Annotated in this window: 16 protein-coding genes and 1 pseudogene; 4 read left to right on the forward strand and 13 right to left on the reverse strand. The window is 56.9% G+C overall.

Annotated elements, in window-relative coordinates; translation table 11 throughout:
- Positions 1–289 (reverse strand): GntR family transcriptional regulator (locus ACR0KX_RS19350; RefSeq protein ID WP_480708699.1); only part of this gene is annotated, 289 nt, incomplete at its 3' end.
- A 78-nt stretch (positions 290–367) separates the two neighbouring features.
- Between ACR0KX_RS19350 and ACR0KX_RS19355 the strand changes: the two genes are divergently transcribed.
- Positions 368–1432 carry an AbrB family transcriptional regulator gene (locus ACR0KX_RS19355; protein ID WP_170624806.1) on the forward strand — a complete coding sequence of 355 codons (1065 nt, stop codon included), beginning with the start codon at positions 368–370 and terminating at the stop codon, positions 1430–1432.
- On the opposite strand, the gene ACR0KX_RS19360 is transcribed toward ACR0KX_RS19355, so the two are convergent.
- From ACR0KX_RS19360 to ACR0KX_RS19380, 5 genes are all read right to left on the reverse strand, one after another.
- Positions 1401–2381 (reverse strand): D-2-hydroxyacid dehydrogenase family protein, encoded by a 981-nt coding sequence (locus tag ACR0KX_RS19360; protein WP_170624807.1) that lies wholly within the window; start codon positions 2379–2381, stop codon positions 1401–1403. The two genes, ACR0KX_RS19355 and ACR0KX_RS19360, sit on opposite strands and share 32 nt — an antisense overlap.
- Positions 2378–2614, reverse strand: coding sequence for a hypothetical protein (locus ACR0KX_RS19365; RefSeq protein WP_170524895.1), 237 nt, complete (start codon positions 2612–2614; stop codon positions 2378–2380). The genes ACR0KX_RS19360 and ACR0KX_RS19365 overlap by 4 nt, the downstream gene beginning before the upstream one ends.
- 50 nt (positions 2615–2664) lie before the next feature.
- Positions 2665–3753 carry a 4-oxalomesaconate tautomerase gene (locus ACR0KX_RS19370; protein ID WP_170624808.1) on the reverse strand — a complete coding sequence of 363 codons (1089 nt, stop codon included), beginning with the start codon at positions 3751–3753 and terminating at the stop codon, positions 2665–2667.
- Positions 3754–3763: 10 nt separating this feature from the next.
- Positions 3764–5794 (reverse strand): tripartite tricarboxylate transporter permease, encoded by a 2031-nt coding sequence (locus tag ACR0KX_RS19375; protein ID WP_170624809.1) that lies wholly within the window; start codon positions 5792–5794, stop codon positions 3764–3766.
- Between the two features lie 76 nt (positions 5795–5870).
- Positions 5871–6959: a type 2 periplasmic-binding domain-containing protein gene (locus tag ACR0KX_RS19380; protein ID WP_170624810.1), complete on the reverse strand. Its 1089-nt coding sequence runs from the start codon at positions 6957–6959 to the stop codon at positions 5871–5873.
- 139 nt (positions 6960–7098) lie between these two features.
- Between ACR0KX_RS19380 and ACR0KX_RS19385 the strand changes: the two genes are divergently transcribed.
- Positions 7099–7767: a response regulator transcription factor gene (locus ACR0KX_RS19385; RefSeq protein ID WP_170456751.1), complete on the forward strand. Its 669-nt coding sequence runs from the start codon at positions 7099–7101 to the stop codon at positions 7765–7767.
- Entirely contained in the window at positions 7764–9131 is a 1368-nt protein-coding gene (locus tag ACR0KX_RS19390; RefSeq protein WP_480708700.1) for a sensor histidine kinase, read from the forward strand. The genes ACR0KX_RS19385 and ACR0KX_RS19390 overlap by 4 nt, the downstream gene beginning before the upstream one ends.
- A gap of 973 nt (positions 9132–10104) precedes the next feature.
- Here ACR0KX_RS19390 and ACR0KX_RS19395 read toward each other — a convergent pair.
- The 5 genes from ACR0KX_RS19395 to ACR0KX_RS19415 all read right to left on the reverse strand — a co-directional run bounded on the left by ACR0KX_RS19395 (position 10105) and on the right by ACR0KX_RS19415 (position 14869).
- Entirely contained in the window at positions 10105–10968 is an 864-nt protein-coding gene (locus tag ACR0KX_RS19395; protein WP_170624811.1) for a sugar phosphate isomerase/epimerase family protein, read from the reverse strand.
- Between the two features lie 14 nt (positions 10969–10982).
- Complete coding sequence (locus ACR0KX_RS19400; protein ID WP_480708701.1) at positions 10983–11873, reverse strand: NAD(P)-dependent oxidoreductase; 891 nt, start codon at positions 11871–11873, stop codon at positions 10983–10985.
- Between the two features lie 149 nt (positions 11874–12022).
- Positions 12023–13303, reverse strand: a complete 1281-nt coding sequence (locus ACR0KX_RS19405; RefSeq protein WP_170525053.1) for a TRAP transporter large permease — start codon at positions 13301–13303, stop codon at positions 12023–12025.
- Position 13304: 1 nt separating this feature from the next.
- Positions 13305–13808 (reverse strand): TRAP transporter small permease, encoded by a 504-nt coding sequence (locus ACR0KX_RS19410; protein ID WP_170410378.1) that lies wholly within the window; start codon positions 13806–13808, stop codon positions 13305–13307.
- 65 nt (positions 13809–13873) lie between these two features.
- Positions 13874–14869: a TRAP transporter substrate-binding protein gene (locus ACR0KX_RS19415; RefSeq protein ID WP_170456758.1), complete on the reverse strand. Its 996-nt coding sequence runs from the start codon at positions 14867–14869 to the stop codon at positions 13874–13876.
- A gap of 168 nt (positions 14870–15037) precedes the next feature.
- Here ACR0KX_RS19415 and ACR0KX_RS19420 point away from each other — a divergent pair, with 168 nt between their 5' ends.
- Complete coding sequence (locus ACR0KX_RS19420; protein WP_170624813.1) at positions 15038–16075, forward strand: LacI family DNA-binding transcriptional regulator; 1038 nt, start codon at positions 15038–15040, stop codon at positions 16073–16075.
- 3 nt (positions 16076–16078) lie between these two features.
- Here ACR0KX_RS19420 and ACR0KX_RS19425 read toward each other — a convergent pair whose 3' ends face one another.
- Together ACR0KX_RS19425 and ACR0KX_RS19430 are read right to left on the reverse strand one after the other, a co-directional pair.
- Positions 16079–16963, reverse strand: coding sequence for a substrate-binding domain-containing protein (locus tag ACR0KX_RS19425; RefSeq protein WP_480708735.1), 885 nt, complete (start codon positions 16961–16963; stop codon positions 16079–16081).
- Positions 16964–17122 (reverse strand): annotated as a pseudogene (locus tag ACR0KX_RS19430) (LacI family DNA-binding transcriptional regulator); the annotation flags it as partial.
- Positions 17123–17226 lie beyond the last annotated feature (104 nt).

Below are 17226 nucleotides of genomic sequence, written 5' to 3' on the forward strand. Positions count from 1 at the left end.
CTGTCCCTTCAAGCACCGCGCGCATCTCATAGAGTTCCATGACCTCGGCGTAATCCAGACTGCGCACGGTGGCACCTTGCCGTGGCACATGTGTGACCAGCCCGTCGGCCTCCAACTGCCTTATCGCCTCGCGTACCGGGGTACGGCTGACGCCCAACCGTTCCGAGAGCTCAATCTCACGCAGCCGGTCGCCGGGCAGAAGAGTGCCCTCGCGAATCTCGTCCAGCAGGCGCTGATACGCAGAATTGCCTTGTGGACCAGGTTGTAATGGGTCGTCATGAAGGGTCATCGCAGGCTCTCTTGTCATTTTACATCCAGTTGTATACATATGGATGCAATATAAGTCAACGAAGCTGGAACGCTTACCTTGCACAGCCAAACCGATACCCCCTCTCTTCTGACGAAACGGGCCGTCACGCTCGGCCTGGCGGTGTTGGGCACTGGGGTATTTTGGGCGCTAAACCTGCCGCTACCCTTTCTGTTCGGGCCAATGAGCGCATGTTTGATTGCAGCTCTTGCGCACGCACCGATGGAAGGCTTTGGACAGGTATCGGTTGCCGCCCGCACTATATTGGGCGTAGCGGTAGGGGCATCGATTACGCCAGCTCTGTTCGCTGAATTGCCGAAAATGGCCGCGTCGATTGCGCTGGTCCCGTTCTTCATCTTGCTGATCGCTTTGGCAGGCGTGCCATTCTTTCGCAAAGTCTGGGGCTTTGACTCCACAACGGCTTTCTACGCAGCCATGCCGGGCGGTTTGCAAGACATGATCATCTTTGGCACTGAGGCCGGGGCCAATCCGCGTACCTTGTCCTTGATCCACGGTACGCGCGTGCTGATCATCGTGACGTTGGCCCCCTTGTTCCTCACCGTGTTCTATGATGCCCAACTCACCAATCCGATTGGCGAGCCCGCGCACAACCTGCCAATACATGAATTGGCGCTGATGGTTCTGGCCGCCATTGTCGGCTGGAAAGGCGGAGAGCGGATCGGCCTGTTCGGGGCGTCAATCCTGGGGCCAATGATCCTGACGGCAGCCTTGTCACTGGGCGACTTCATTCATACCCGACCGCCTCGCGAGGCCATCCTTGCAGCGCAGTTTTTCATTGGCTGCGGAATTGGTGCGAAATTCGTAGGTGTCACATGGGTCGAACTACGCCGGGTAGTGGCAGCGGGCTTCGCCTATGTCATTGTCCTTGCCGTCCTGGCAGCCGCTTTCACCGCCGTTGTCACCACCTTGGGACTGGGCCAACCTGTCGAGGCGTTTCTGGCCTTCGCGCCCGGTGGGCAGGCAGAGATGACGGTGCTGGCCATCGTCTCGGGCGCGGATTTGGGCTTTGTGATCACCCACCATCTGACAAGAATCGTGTTGGTGATCATTGGTGCGCCCATCGCCGCAAACCTTATTCTGCGTTGGTCCAAACCTCGGGGTTGATCATGTGGATCGGATCGCCTTCGGCATAGGCGTTCACCTGATCGAAAATATCCGCGAATTGCAGGTCGAACTCGTCTTCAGTGACAAAGCCGATATGTGGGGTCGCGATCAGGTTGGGATGTGACAAAAGCGGGTCGGTCGGATCAATCAGTGGCTCGGAATCGAACACATCAATTGCCGCTTTGCCGGGGCGACCGACGTTCAGCGCCTCAAGCAAAGCACCAGGTGCGATCAGCCCGGCTCGCGAGGTGTTCACAAACAGCGCCTCCGGCTGCATCTTTGCGAAATCCGATGCGGTGATGATCCCGCGCGTATCCGGTTTCAAGCGCACATGGACCGAGACAACATCGCTGCTGCCAAAGAACGCTTCACGGCTGGGCGCGACCTGCGCGCCATCCGCCTGCGCACGCGCCCGGCCTTCTACGGATGACCACCAAACCACATTCATCCCAAAGGCCTCGGCATAACTTGCAATGGCGCGAGCAATGCGGCCATAGCCATAGAGCCCCAACTGACGCCCCCTCAGCGTCTTGCCCACGCCCGCCTGCCAGTGCCCTGCTTTGACGGAGGCCATTTGTGCGGGCAAATCCCGCATCCCGGCCATGATTAACGCCCAAGTAAGTTCGGCTGCAGCATAAGACGGCGTCCCGCCATGCATGTTTGAGCACAGCAGCACGTCGTGATCTGTGCAGGCCTCAACATCGACATGAGGATAAACGCTGCGCTGGCTGATCAGTTTCAGGTTTGGTAATTTCTCCAGCAAGGCGCGGGTGACTTTGGTACGTTCGCGGAACAGGACAAGCACCTCTGCGTCCTGCAGTCGTTCGGCCAGAGTGTCAGTGTCTTCGACATGATCCGTCCATACCGTCACCTCATGACCGGTGAGTTTCTCAAAGCAAGGCAGGCCACGCAGCGTGTCAAACCAATCATCAAGAATGTGTATTTTCATCGGCTTTCAATACCCTGCCCGGTGGTCAGCTTTCTTGGGGTTGGCACAAAATGCGGCGCGTCGAGGGCGGCAAGCGCGTTTCGGACGCGTTCGATTTGGTCCAGCAGGTGGTTGAACTGCTCATCGCACCCGGCGATCGGCGTCGGGTACTCTGCCATGTCCCTCCGCAGGGCCGCTTGCGCCAGCTTAAGCTCCTGACGTGCGATATCGAGGCATTCCGAGTAGGTGTCCATCGTGACCTCCATAAATGTATACTATAGTATACTATCAATGGATTACCCGATCAACTCCCGTCCCAAACAGATTGCGGCACATAAACATGCCCGTCCGCCAACTTGCGCGCAGTTCGAACTAAGCCCGCCGCGTTCACGGTGAAACCGTCGTCGGTAGAGAAATCGACCAGCACGTCTATTTTGCCCGAGGCGTGTTCCAGAACAACTTCGGCTGGGCTTTTCGTGGGGCGATCCAGCAAACCGTCCGCAACAGTCCCGGGCGTCAAAGCACAAGACGCCATGCACTGCGCGCCGGTGACCGCCATGGTCGGGTGGGTTTTCCACGGCATGAAATACCGCACTGCGAGCGTTCCGCCCTCTCTGGCCGGAGCAACAAGGCCGAACTTAGGGGTGACCGATTTGGACACATCCCCCATACCCATCCGCTGGCCTGCTTCGATCCTAACGGCCTCCATCCGGTCAAAGAACGCGCGGTTTGCGTCCAGCTCCTTGGCGCTCTCATAGCCCGTCAATCCGAAATCTGTGGCGCGGGCGATAGCCATCGGCATAGCGACATCCATGCAGGTCAGTTCGACGCCCTGAACTGCATCGCGCAGGTTGCCCGTAGGCAGGAACGCTCCGGTGGCCGAGCCCACCACGCCCATGAAACTCAACTGCACCGGCGCTGAATGACCGGGAACGCCGGCGATCTCCGCATCACCCTCATAGGTCAATTCGCCCCCGGGTGTATTCACCTTGGCCACGACCCGAGCCCCAGTGTTGACGGCCCGAATGCGAACTTCAGTTTCATCGCCCTGCGGTTTGAACAGGCCCATCTCGATAGCCGCAGGGGCAACCCCGGACAGGATGTTGCCGCAAGTCGGTTTGAAATCGACCAGCTTGTCCTCGACCGAGACCTGAGCGAAGAAATAGTCGATATCGGCCCACTCATCCTCACTGACCGACAGCATCGCGACTTTTGTGGTCACCGCCGCGCCGCCGCCGATGCCGTCGATGTTCAGCGACTGCCCGGAACCAAGGGCGGCTATCAGCACCTCGGCTAGCGCGTCCAGATCCTCGGGCAAATCCGAGCGACGGAAATACGGGCCTTTCGACGTGCCGCCACGCATCAGCATATAAGGGATTGCGGTTTGAGTCATTTTGAACCCCTCACTTCAACGGCCAGGGCAGGCTGACCATGTCCTGCAACAGACCCGGCGGGAAATCGCGGTTCAGAGCGCCCGCCATCAGGCACATGAACCCGATGCCGCAGGCGGTCAGGATCAGAGTCATCTGCCAGCTGGACCCGGCGCGGATACGGAGAAAGGCGATCAGGAACCCTATCAGGGCGAGGATGAAGCCCACCACCCACGTGGCCGCGATCAAACTGGCGAACCATGCCAGAGTGGACCACAGACCGTGGGGTGCGCTGGCGTCTTCACCGGCGATTTCCTTGTCGGCAAAGATCGCGTCACCCTCGGGCCGCCGCATCATCTGGATCAGAAGGATCACGCAACAGAACAGCGAGACGCTGCCGATCACCAGCGGGATGATCTTGTCGGTCATATTGTAGTCGGGGATCATGTTGGCGTTGACCAAAGCGACGATCAGATAGGCCATGATCACCAGCAGAAAGATAAGCGGCGCGCGTTTGGTACCGGCCTGAACATCACCCTCGGCCATGATCATCTTGGCCTGCCGGAAACCCAGAATGACCGAGACGACTGTGACCACGATCAGGACGATCACGATGGGGCTGAAGACATACTCCATCCCCTCGCCAAAGCTTTTGCGGAACCGGAATGAGGCGATCTGGAACGCCTGATTGGTGAACTTCTCAACCGGGTTCGACAGAACGAAACCGATCAGGAAGGCGGGGCGCGACCAGTCGAAGCGGCGCAGGAAGATGCCGATCAGGCCGATCACGAACAAGGCCAGCAGGTCTTCGAAGTTCTGACCGGACTGGAACGCCGCAAAGCTGATCAGCATGAACAGGAACGGGGCCAGATAGGTGAAGCGGATCGTGGTCAGCTTGGCGATCCCGCCCGATGCCGCGATGCACAAGATCGTGCCCACGACGTTGGCCAGCGCCAGCAGCCAAACGATTGAATAGGTGATGTCGAGATTGTCTTTCAGCATGCTTGGACCGACCTCGATATCGCCAGACCCCAGCAGGGCCACCGCGCCGATAAAGATCGCCATTGAGCCGGAACCGGGAATGCCAAACAGCAAAGTTGGCACCAGCCCGCCGCCCTCCTTGGCGTTGTTCGAGCTTTCCGGGCCGATGACTCCGCGCACTTCGCCTTTGCCGAAATTGCTCTTGTCCTTGGTGGATTGAACCGAATGGCCGTAGGCAATCCAGTCGACAACCGAGCCGCCGAGGCCGGGTATGACGCCAACAATCACGCCAATGATCGAACAACGCACCGACAGCCATATATTTGCGAACCAGTCTTTGACACCGTCCAGCCAACCGGCGCCCAGTGAGGCCCCTTTGGCAATCGACCGATCTTGACGCAGCAGCGATACGATCTCGGGCACCGCAAAGATTCCCAGGCCAACGATAACCAGCTTCAGGCCGTCCGTCAGATAAGGAATGTCATAAGTCGCCATGCGCAGCGAACCGCCTGCATCCGCCTCACCAATCGTGCCGACCATCAGGCCCAGACCGGCGGCGGCGACTCCTTTCAGCGGGATCCGCCCGGCCAAAATGGCGACCATCGACAGGCCGAGAATTGTGATCATCAACATCTCGGGCAGGCCGAAGGCCAGAACGATGGGCCGCGCGATCAGAATGAACATGGTCAGGAAGGTCGCGCCGACCAGCCCGCCGAAGAGGGACGAGGAAAAAGCCGCCGACAGCGCCCTTGCCGCTTCGCCCTTTTTCGCCATGGGGAAGCCGTCCAGCACGGTCGCCTGCGAGGCCGAGCTGCCGGGGATGCCCATCAGGACGGACGCAAAAGTGTCCGACGTCGGCACTACCGCGACCATCCCGATCATCAGCGCCAGACCAAGGATCGGGTCCATTCCGAACATGAAAGGCAACAGCAGGGACAGACCGGCAATGCCACCAAGCCCCGGAAAGACGCCCACAGCCAGCCCCATAACGACGCCGAGCACAAGATAACCCAATACGATAGGTTGCAGGATAAGACCCCACGCGTCACCAAGCGCAGGTAGAGCGGTGGCGAAAACCTCCATAGCGGCCGCCTTTCATTAACTGTTTTGTATGTAGAGAAACGCGCGCCCTTCGTTGGGCGCGCGACGACGTGTCAGCTTAGTTCAGCTCGACGCCGTAGGCCTCTTTCAGCCAGTTCAGGACGTATTGCTTGGCATTGTCGTCCACATTGGTCGCCGTCTGCAGAGCAGATTTTGAGCCTTCGCCGACAAAAACAGGATACTTACCAACGCGTTTCGAGGAGATATCAGCAAAATCGCCCCGCTCGGTCACAGCTTGGAACGCTGCTGTATAGGCATCGACGACCTCTTGCGGCGTGTCACCGGGCAGGAAGGCCAGCTTCTGAACCGGGAAGCCTGCCACGAAGAAGGCTTTCCACGCATCCCAAGCCTCACCGCTGGTTTCGCAACCATCTGTGGCCTCGCAAACCTCTTTAAAGGTCGGAATATCCGGGAATGTCGGGTCGCGCACGATATTGCCATCCGCATCCAACGCGCCCCACGTCATCATCGGAACGGCCTGACCAGCCTCGACCAGCGGGGCCGAGCCGCCCAGATAGCCCGAGGACGTTTGGTAATCGATATTGGCTTCACCACGTTCGAACATCAGGCGGCCATCACCGCGGCCCTTGATGCCAAAGACAGGCTCAACATTCATGCCCAGCATCTGCCAGGCCAGCAGCGGCACAAGGTCTAAACGAGTCGCGCCCTGCGAGCCGTAGATGAAGTTGGTGTCTTTCAGCGCATTGGCAGAACCATCAAACTTGGCTCCATCCTCGGCGTTCAGATAGGCAACGCCACCGGTACCCGACGCCATAACCGGAATCCAATCGTTGTATTCGTAGCGCACACGCGGGTCGCTCAGCAGATACGGGAACTGTGTTGAACCCGACGTGCCAAACAGCAGGGTGCCATCGTCGTGCTCCTGCTCCTGAAACCAGTTCGCACCTTTGGTCGATCCTGCACCGGGCATGAACTTAACTACCACAGTCGGCTGACCCGGCAGCGCCTCGGACAGAAGCGGGGCAAAGAAGTTGGCCCATTTGGCCGACCCGCCCGTTTCCGAGAACGGAATGACCCATTCGATGGTCTTGCCCGAGAAATCGACCTCGGCAGCGGCAGGTGCGGCGAGTCCGGCGGCGGCAATCAGCCCCACGACGGCGCGACGGGTGAAGTTGGAAATGGCCATTGGTTCCTCCCTGTTGACCAGACAACCACGTCAGCGCCCTCCGCACCACCGTGATTGCAAATAGAACTGTGGGGTTGATTCCCCCTCCCATCTGGCAATCATGGAGCGCCAACCTTGCGCGAAACTTGCAGGAGCCCGAATGCGGATCGTCATCGTCGAGGATAACGAGACCCTCGCCAACGCCATTGCCTATCGCCTGCGGGACAGGGGCCATGCCGCTGACGTGCTGACAGATGGTGTCGCGGCCGATTTGTATCTGGAACAGGAAGGCGCAGACCTGATCGTTCTGGACATCAACCTGCCGGGTCGGTCAGGGCTTGAGATCTTGCGGTCCCTGCGCAACCGGGGCGACAGCGCGCCTGTCATCCTGCTAACCGCACGTACCGAGACCAGCGACCGTGTTTCCGGTCTGGATATGGGCGCTGACGATTACCTCGTGAAACCCTTCGAAATGGACGAACTCGAAGCCCGCATCCGCGCGCTGTCCCGTCGCAAACAACTGGATTATGGCGCGCGCGAGACCATCGGAGATCTTGAGTTCGACCGCACCGCCCGGCAGGTGAGCGCAAAGGGCCAAATTCTCGATGTGCCGCGTCGGGAAATGGCTGTGCTTGAATGCCTGCTGGAACGGCGGGGCAGGATCGTCCCCAAAAGTCAGTTGACCGATTACGTCTACGGCGTGGGCGCCGATGTCGACGATTCAGCCGTCGAGCCGCATGTGTCACGACTGCGCAAACGCCTTCAGAACCTTGGCATCCGGATCAAGACCGCCCGTGGCCTTGGATATCTGCTAGAGGTGCAGAAGTGATCCGGCACGGCTCACTCAGGCTCAGGCTTTTCATTCTGATCCTGACGCCATTGGTGCTGCTCGCAATCCTGCTTGGATACTGGCGCTACACCGTGGCCCAGAAAACGGCGCAGGAGTTATTTGACGACAGCCTGCTATCCGCCGGTCTGGCCATTTCGCGCGACGTGGCTGTGTCAGAAGGCGATGCCTTGTCGCCCACCACGCGCAGCTTGATCCGCGATGCGTCAGGCGGGGAGATTTTTTATCACGTGACCGGACCCGGTGGCATCTACGTCACAGGGTATGCATATCCTCCGGCCGCTGCAAACCCGTCAGAGCAAGACGCATACCAGCCGCAATTTTTCGAAGCAGTTTATCGGGATGAGTCGGTGCGCGTGCTGAAAATGACTGAGCGGGTCACGTTGGATAACCTGGTGGGCGATGCGACAGTCACAGCGTGGCAACGCGTTGCGGACCGCAACGCTTTTGCCAACGAACTGTCGATCCGCGCCGCGATCCTGATGGGTATTCTGCTGGCCACCCTTGCCGTTGTCGTGTGGTTCGGGGTCGCACGCGGGTTGCGCCCCTTGCTGGATTTGCAGGATGCGATCGACCTACGCTCACCTGACGACCTGAGCGAAATCAGACGCCCGGTCCCGGTCGAGGTTCATGGAATTGTTCAGACGTTGAACCGGCTGTTTGGACAGGTCGAGCACAGCATCAACGCCCATCAGGTGTTTATCTCAGAAGCCGCGCATCAATTGCGAAATCCGGCGGCTGCGGTCCAGTCCATGGCTGAGGCATTGCGCGATGCAAAAACAGATGAGGACAAAGACAAACGGATAATCGAGCTGGTGGCAGCGGCAAAGAATTCGGCTACAGTGGCGGAACAACTATTGTCACTGGAACGACTGCGGCAACCTACGCATCAGGATCAGATGGACAAGATTGATTTCCGTGCGGTTGTGGAAGAGGCCTGCGCTGACATGGGCGTTCATATCCTCACACAAGGGATCGATTTTGAAGTCACATTGCCAGAACCAACAGTCTTGGTCTCGGGAGATCGGATCTTTTTGGCAGAGGCTATCAAAAACCTGCTGGACAATGCGCTTAAGCACGGCGGCGCTGAACTGAGTCGAATATCAGTTGTACTGCGTTGTGACGCGGGGAACGTCAAACTAACCGTATCTGATGACGGAACCGGCCTTTCACCCGACCAAAGCGAAGCCGTTTTCAGTCGATTTTCGCAGCTGGAATATTCCGAAGGTAGCGGTTTAGGGTTGTCGATTGTCTCAGCTGTCGCGAAGCGTCACGGAGGAGTGGTCGCAATCAACCAAGTCGAGCAAGGAGCAAGCGTTACGCTCGAGCTTCCCATAGCCCTATAGTTTGTTTCTATTTCTGCCCGGAACCCGAAACCTTTCATAATCAAAGAGAATTATTGCGATTACAGCGAATGACCGGTTTCCGCCAGTTTCATTAGAATAACAATGCGTTCTTGCGCAAACAGTAAGGGCGCAGCCTGCTCCGCTGCACCTGCTTTGGGTCATCGGCATATGGACAATCCAAACGCCTCTGGCTGTAAAGGGTAAGACGCTGCCTTCCCACTCGGGCAACCCTATTAGACAACACCGTGTCCTCGGCTACGCCTGCGGGCCGCACCACTATTGTCGAATAGCATTGCCTCGCCCCCATCCGCGTTCGCCACGTGGCAGATCAGCAGGAACAGGCGCTTTCGGCGTCTGATCTGCAAATCAGCCCTGATTTTCCCAAAAAGAAGTCAGGATCAATGAGATCGGTCCAGGTGTTAGATGAAGGAAGTGAGGCGAAAATGGAAAGGTTCTGTCGCTGGTGGCAGAACTATGTGTCGCCTTACACAAGCACTGTGGAACGTCACTGATTCCTGACTCAATCGGCGCACAAAACCTCAATAAATGGGCAAATCACGTCATTCAATTCTGACCCAATACCGGTAGCCCCTATTTATTGACACTGCGGCCAAGGTGTGTGGAGAGCCCATTTTGACAAATGCTGCGCGCGCACGAGCGACTTCGAAGCTCTGATTGCTGCCTTGGGTCTGCGCAAGGATCACACCTTGTAGAAGCCAACCAGACTATCTCCACGCTACGGTGCGGTCCGCCTAAGCTGCCATTGAAGTACTGCGACACAATCGCCGAAAGAGAAATTTTTTGTGGAAATTAATGCGAACTCTCCTCAATCGTCACGCAGAACTAGATCTTTTGACAGTTATTCGGTTTTCACCGAAAAACCAAAACAGACCCGCCTGAGGACGGGTCTGTATTTCGGCCGAACGATGTTTTGGGAGGAACATCGATTGGCCGTTTTGGTCTCGCCAGAGGTTCAACCAAAATGCTCTTTGAAGCGATCGATACAGCGGCGGAAACCGTCTTCGAAATTTCCGTTACCGGGATGGTAGACACTTTCGAATGATATCACCCCATCATAGGCGTCGGTTTTCAGAGCATCCGCCATCGGCTGAAACTGATCGGCCAGTTGGCCTTCGCCCATTTGTTTGACCGTCAATGTTGCGCGGGGCGTGTCGACTTGAACGTCCTTGATGTGGATGTGCCCGAGATAACCATCTTTTACTTCGTCGTACCCAGCAGGAAACGCTTGTTCGTGACACCAGCAGTTGTTGGCCGGGTCCCAAAGTACCATCAACGTGCCCTTGGCATCCAGATCATCGATCAGCTTACGGGCGGTGTAGTTCGAGTTCACCATGGTCCCGTTGCCCGTTTCAACGACCAAAGTTACTCCGCCGTCCTTGGCAACGTCAATCGCCGGAGCAATCAGGGGCAGCATCGCGTCCCATGCACCCTTGGCGACGTTCCATTTTTCTGCACCTCCGGACCCCCACAGAATCTGCTCTTTCTTCGGAGTCATAATGCGCACCAATGGGCTGCTGACCACATGTGCCATGTCGATCACGCGCTTCAGAGCATCCATGTGCTTGCTGTGCGGGTCGTCCCCTGGTTTGTTCGCCCCGGTCAATCCCGCGAAGATGTGGCGCGACAGACAGGATACAGGCTTGCCGCGGTCACGCAGCAGCGTATCAATTTCCCGGATCTCATCTGCCGAGTGATCGCCAACCTCGGTATCGCCGACAAATTGCAATTCCGCATATTCGAGATCAAACTCATCCATCACATCGACCGCGTGTTTCAGGTCACGACTGATGCCGTCACAGATAACGCCAAGTTTCATGTTCTTGTCCTTTCTCAGCGATGCAACTCAGCGCCGACAATGTCTTCGATCACGCGGGTGCAGGCCCAGTTGTCGCCATCGGGGAATTTGGTCTTGCCTGCATGGAAAATCTGCATAGCAGATGAAGCAGTATGCATTGGAACGCCCAGCTCTTCGGCCAGGTCCAGAGAGATGGTCAGGTCCTTGTGCATGGTGCCGATGCCCGAGCCGGTGTTTTCAAATTTACGGTCGATTATGTTCTCCAGCGCAGTATTGGTGCATCCGCATCCCGCGCCAGAGGTTGAAAAGACCTTGAACAGGTTTTCTCCCTTCACGCCCGCCTTGGCAGCAAGGACTGAGGCTTCAAATGTTGCAGCGAAGATCGAGCCAATTAGGGTCTGTAAACATGCCTTTACGGTCTGACCTTGGCCGGGCTCTTCCCCTACACGGTGAATGGTGGCCGAAACCGCCTCCATTACCGGTTGGAATTCATCCAGTACGGCATCAGGGGCTGCGGCCATCATGGTTAGTGTACCGCCTTGCGCACCCGGAAAGCCGCCAGAGACAGGGCTATCGATCAGGTGAATACCCGAACCGGCCATGGCCTCACCAATCTCGCGGGCCTCACGCGGTTTGATCGTGGCGGTCAGAATGACCGTTCCGCCTTGTGCCATGTGACTGACCAGACCGTCTTCACCAAGGATGACGGCTTTGGCCTGATCACCATTCATGACCATGACATAGACTGCATCCGCATTGGCCCCCACATCTGCCACGCTGGCAGCGGGCGCTCCGCCCATTTCACCCAGCGTCTTCAGTCGCGCCTCACTCAGATCAAACCCCGTGGTTTCGAAACCGTTTTTGATGAGGTTCTTGGCCAGGCCGCTGCCCATATCCCCTAATCCAATGACACCTGCACGTTGCATAATTGTCTTCCTAATGTGGCGTCCGGCCCGGCCGGAGTTGAGGTTTGGCGCCCCAATTTTCGAGGCGTCGATGTGTGCGGGGATTTCAGGCTTTGGCTGACCAAGGCCGGGCAGGTCCGGAAGACACCCCGCTGCCCAATTCCGTGTTGTTACGGCCCCATGACCGCATCCGGTATCCACATGACCAGTTGCGGGAAGATCGCAATAAAAATCAGCACCACCACGTTTGCCAGCAGGAACGGCGCGGCCCCAACGAAAATCTTTCCGATCGGCATACGGCAGATCGCAGCGCAGACATTCAGGCAATTTCCTACTGGCGGAGTGCATGCACCAACCGCGAGACCCGAGACCATCACCACACCAAAATGCACGCCGGAAACGCCAAGTTTTTCAGCGACCGGCAACAGAACCGGTGTCAGTAAAAGAATGGCGGGGCTGACGTCGATAAATGTGCCCGCCATCAGGATCAAAATGGCTGTCAGAACCATGAAGGCGACCGGGCCAAGTCCGAGGCCCGAAACGAAATCGGCCAGTTGATTGGGCACACGTTCCAGCGCCAGTACAGTGATGAACACCTGACTGAACGCGATGATCATCATGATCTTGGCCGACATGATGATGGCGTGGCGCATGGCTTCAGGCAGTTCTTTGAGAACGCCGAAGCCGACGATGAATAAGCCGATGATCAGGCCATATACTACCGCAGCTCCGGCAGTCTCGGTCGGGGTCACAAAGCCGAAGACCACCGAACCCACGATCAGGATCGGCATCAGCGCCACGGCGGCAGAACGTCTGGCCTGCCGACCGGCTTCAGCCAATGTGAACGGTACGTCTTCGGTCGGGTAATCGTTCCTCTTGGCCAGCACCCACACGACGATCAGCTGAAGTAAACCAACCATGATGCCGGGAATGATCCCGCCCAGAAACAGGCGACCGATGCTTTCTTCCGCGGCGACAGCGTAGATAATCATCGGCACAGACGGCGGGATGATCATGCCCATGGTGGATGAGGCCACCGTGATCCCCGCTGCGAAACTCTTGGGGTATCCGCGTTTTTCCATCTCGGGGATCAGAACGGACCCGATGGATGCGGTGTCGGAAGCGGAGGAGCCAGAGATACCGCCAAAGATCATCGAGCCAACCACGTTGACCAGACCCAAACCGCCCTTTAGGCGACCGACGAAGAACATGGACAGATCCAGTAGCCGCCGCGTGATGCCCCCGGAATTCATCACCAAGCCCATCAGGATGAAGAAGGGCAGTGAAACCAGCGGGTAGTTGTTGATGCCAGAAAAGAAGCGCTGCACAACGAACCCAGTCGCCGCAGGAGCCTCGATCAAGAAATACGCCAGCGATGCCAACCCCAGCGAATACGCAATCGGAACGCCGCAGACCAACAATATTCCAAGTGTGGCGAACAGGATCAGCATGTCAGTCCTCCGGCATCCAGAGAACATCGATGGAATCCCGACCGCCCAGTGTCAGAACCACACGAACGAAGCAGTAGAACACGGCAATCGAGCAGGAGATCGGAACAATGATGAACACATAAGCCTGAGGCATCCCGAAGGGTTGCCACATGTTTTTGCCAGGCCCCGCGATCCAATCGATGGACAGCCAGACCAAAGCCGCGTTCATCACTCCCACAAGGACAAGCCCTGCCACGTAGAAGGCCATTTTGACGTAGTAGGGCATCATGTCGATGAAGAATGTGATCGCGATATGCTCACGCTTCGTAATCGCCACGGCACCGCCCAAGGCCGAGGTGCAAAGAAACGCGATCTTGACCTGTTCGTCGACGCCGTAGATCGCCATGTCAAAGGGGCGCATCAGGACTTTGGTGACGACAATCACCAAAAACACCCCAAACAGCACGACCATCAGCGCTTCGATAACGCGCGTCAGTACACGGTCAATTGCAGAGAGCGTATCCATAAACCGGTTCCGTTAAAAAGGGACTCCGGGCGCAGAGTTAAGGCGCCCGGAATTGCCGTTTCAGATTAGCCGCAGGACGCCGCTGCAGCACGGGCAGCGTCAATATCATCCATCGTGAAATGACCTGCGTCGATCATCTGTTGATAGACTGGCGCAACGGCTTCCTGGAAACCCGCCAGGGCTTCGGGCGTCAGTTCGTTGATCTCCATGTGCTTGCCGAGTTCGCCGACGATGTTCGTTTCAGCATCGCGATACAGCTTGTCTGACATCGCCATCGCTTCGACCGCAACCTCGTCAAAGGTGGCCTGTAGGTCTTCGGGCAAACCGTCATACCATGCCTTGTTGACGATCAAAGGATCGGGGCCGGTCATGTGGTTCGACAGCGTCAGATACTTCTGCACTTCGTGAATATTGAAGTCCCAGATATTTTGCGGCGGGTTGTGCTGCCCGTCGATCACACCTTGTTTGAACGCCTGATATGCTTCAGAAAACGGCATGGCGACCGGAACAGACCCGATGGCCGTGCCCGTGGCGATCATCAGATCAGATTGCGGTTCGCGAATGCGCAGACCTTGCAGATCATCAACCGATGTTATTGGCTGAACGTTGTTGGTGTAGGCCCGGAACCCTTGGCTGATACCGGTGGCAGGGATGTGATATCCGTTCGCCTCGGCACGGGCCTGAACGCCCTTGGTGAAATCCGAACCCACCAGACATTCCATCTCATCCCAATTCGCGACGAGGAACGGCAACTGGTACAGGTTGAATGCCCCGGACGCGTCGGCAAAGAAACCGCCACGCGTGCCCTGCAGCAAACCGGCCGTCACCTGATCCATCATTTCACGCTCATTACCAAGCGCGGCACCAAAGAAATTCTCGACTTCGATACGACCGTCCGTACGTTTTTCAAGTTCGGTCTTGAACCAGTCCATGGATTGCGAACGGATCGAGGTTTCTGGCTGCTCATTGCCATATTTAAAGGTGAAATCCGCCGCCAGTGTAGTATTGGCCGTCATTATTAGGCCGGTTACCCCGGCCAGTAATTTAGCTGTGTAGGTCATATTATCCTCCCTGAACGGGACTCGATCCCGTTGCATGACGTTGGGATAAGCCCCCTTACAATTCGGTGGCAAGAAAAATTGCATCAAATGACGGTAATGATGGTTTTTGATGTTCTTAGAAGTTTATTTGAGGATGATTTTGATCGGGAATGATGTTAGCAGAGGCTTATGAGCGATGAAGCTGTAATAATCCCAAAGAAGGCACGTGTCTCCGAGATTGCGAGGATTGCGGGGGTCGGTACCGCTACGGTTGACCGGGTTTTGAACAACAGATCTAACGTAAAGCCTGAGACCCGCCAGCGTGTTTTGCAGGCCAAGCATGCGATCGAATCCGGCGCTCAATTGGACCAGCCTGCGCGGCCCTGGCGGCTGAAGATATTTCTGCCAGAGGAAGCCGGGCCCTCGACCGAATTTCTGGGCGACTGTTTCCAAAGTGTTTTTACCAATGGCCGCGCCACCGTCGAGTGTGTGTTTTCAACGAAACTGGAACCATCTGTGTTGGCGCGAAAACTGAGAGCCTGCGCCGGGCAGGGAATTGATGCAGTTGGCTTTCAGGCTTTGGATGATCCGCGGGTTCGCGACGCAGTTGAAGAGCTGCACGGTTTGAATATTCCCTGCATACCTGTCGTCTCCGATCTGATCAGCCCAGTTCTGGGTCAATTTGTCGGGACGGACAATATGGCCGCAGGACGAACAGCGGCCTATTTTATGGGTCGGATGCTACGGCAATCCGGAACCGTCGGCGTGATTTCCGGCGAGCAACTGTATCGCAACCATTCGGATCGCGAGATGGGGTTTCGGTCAGCCTTGCGAAGGGATTACAACCACCTCCGCGTTGTGGGCACCTATATCGGCCACGATGATGTGCAGGAAAATCGCGTAGTGGTGGGCCAGATGCTGGACGAGCATCCTGGGCTGCTGGGCATTTATAACGTTGGCGGTGGCAACGAAGGCATTGTTGCGGCTCTGGCTGATCGCGATTTGACAGGGGAAATCATGCTGATCGGCCACAACCTTACGCCGAAGACGAGAAACTACCTGCTGGACAGATCAATGGATCTTGTCATCCATCAGAATATGCAACGGATCGCTGAACAAGCCGTTCAGACCCTGATCGCGACACTGGAAAACCGGCCCCATCAGGCTGAGGTCGTTCCAGTTGAAGTCATCACCCGTGAAAACATCAACGGCGCCACCTTCGGCTGATGTTCACAGGTTTTCAGATGTGCAGAGATCAAACGGAATAACTCCAACCTGTTCCTGGATTGGTTTTCCGGTCAGACACCGAGACATCATCTGAGTCACGCGATCAGCAACCTGATCCAGCGGGTTGTTAATCACCAAATCGATACTGCCATCGGCAAGCGCGGCTTCGGTAACCGGTGTCCGTTCATGGCAGATGTAGACAATCTCTCGCGATTGCCCTGCCTCGCGCAGCGCTTTCAATGCTCCGGTCACTCCGCCTCCGCAATGATAGACGCCGGAGAGGTCTTTGTTGGCCCGCAGCAATTCTGCTGTCGCTTCATATGCGACTGCCGCGTCATCCAGATAGACCACAGAGTCTCGAAGAGGTTTCTGCGGTGCAAATTCGCGCATGTAGCTTCTGAACCCACTCTCAAGCGCTTCGTGCCCCAGATACCTGTGCGACCCGATAAGGATGCCAACCGCGCCTTCGGTTCGATCAAGACGCGCCATCGCCCAACCTGCCGTCCGCCCCGCTTTTCGACTGTCGATCCCGACATAGGCAGTAATGTGAGGCGAAGACAGCGGCGACAGCAATGCAATGACAGGGACATCAGCGCTGGCGATCGCACGATTGATCTCCGGGTGATCAATCGCAACCAAGCCTATGGCGTCTACCTTGCCGTGCATTTCGTCAATCGCAGTTGCAAGCTCGGACGGCGACAGACTTTCTACATACCGGACCACAACATTTGCCCGGATACTGCGCAACTGCTCTGCTTTTTGCTGCAACTCGATTGCCAATTCGCGATAAAACCACTTGCTTTCCTTTTGAAGAATAAAGCCCAACCGTTTAGCTGGAGCCATCTCCTCAACTCGGCGCCGCAACAATCCTGCCGAGCGATACCCCAACGCTTCTGCCGCTGAAAGAACCCGCGCAGTTGTCGCCGCAGAAACCGGCGCACGCGCATTCAGAACGCGGTCTACTGTTGCGACGCCTACCCCCGCCTTTTCTGCGACGTCTTTGAGTGTGACACGGGCCATAGCACGCTCCATGATAAAACGTATCATCTATTTTACAGAATATTCTGAGAGAAATGATAGAAAATATCACGACAGGTTTGACGATTCAGGCGCTCCTCGGTTCTGCTCGGCAACAGCAATGTAGAAAAGGA

It is taken from the genome of Ruegeria sp. BG5 (assembly GCF_056538425.1).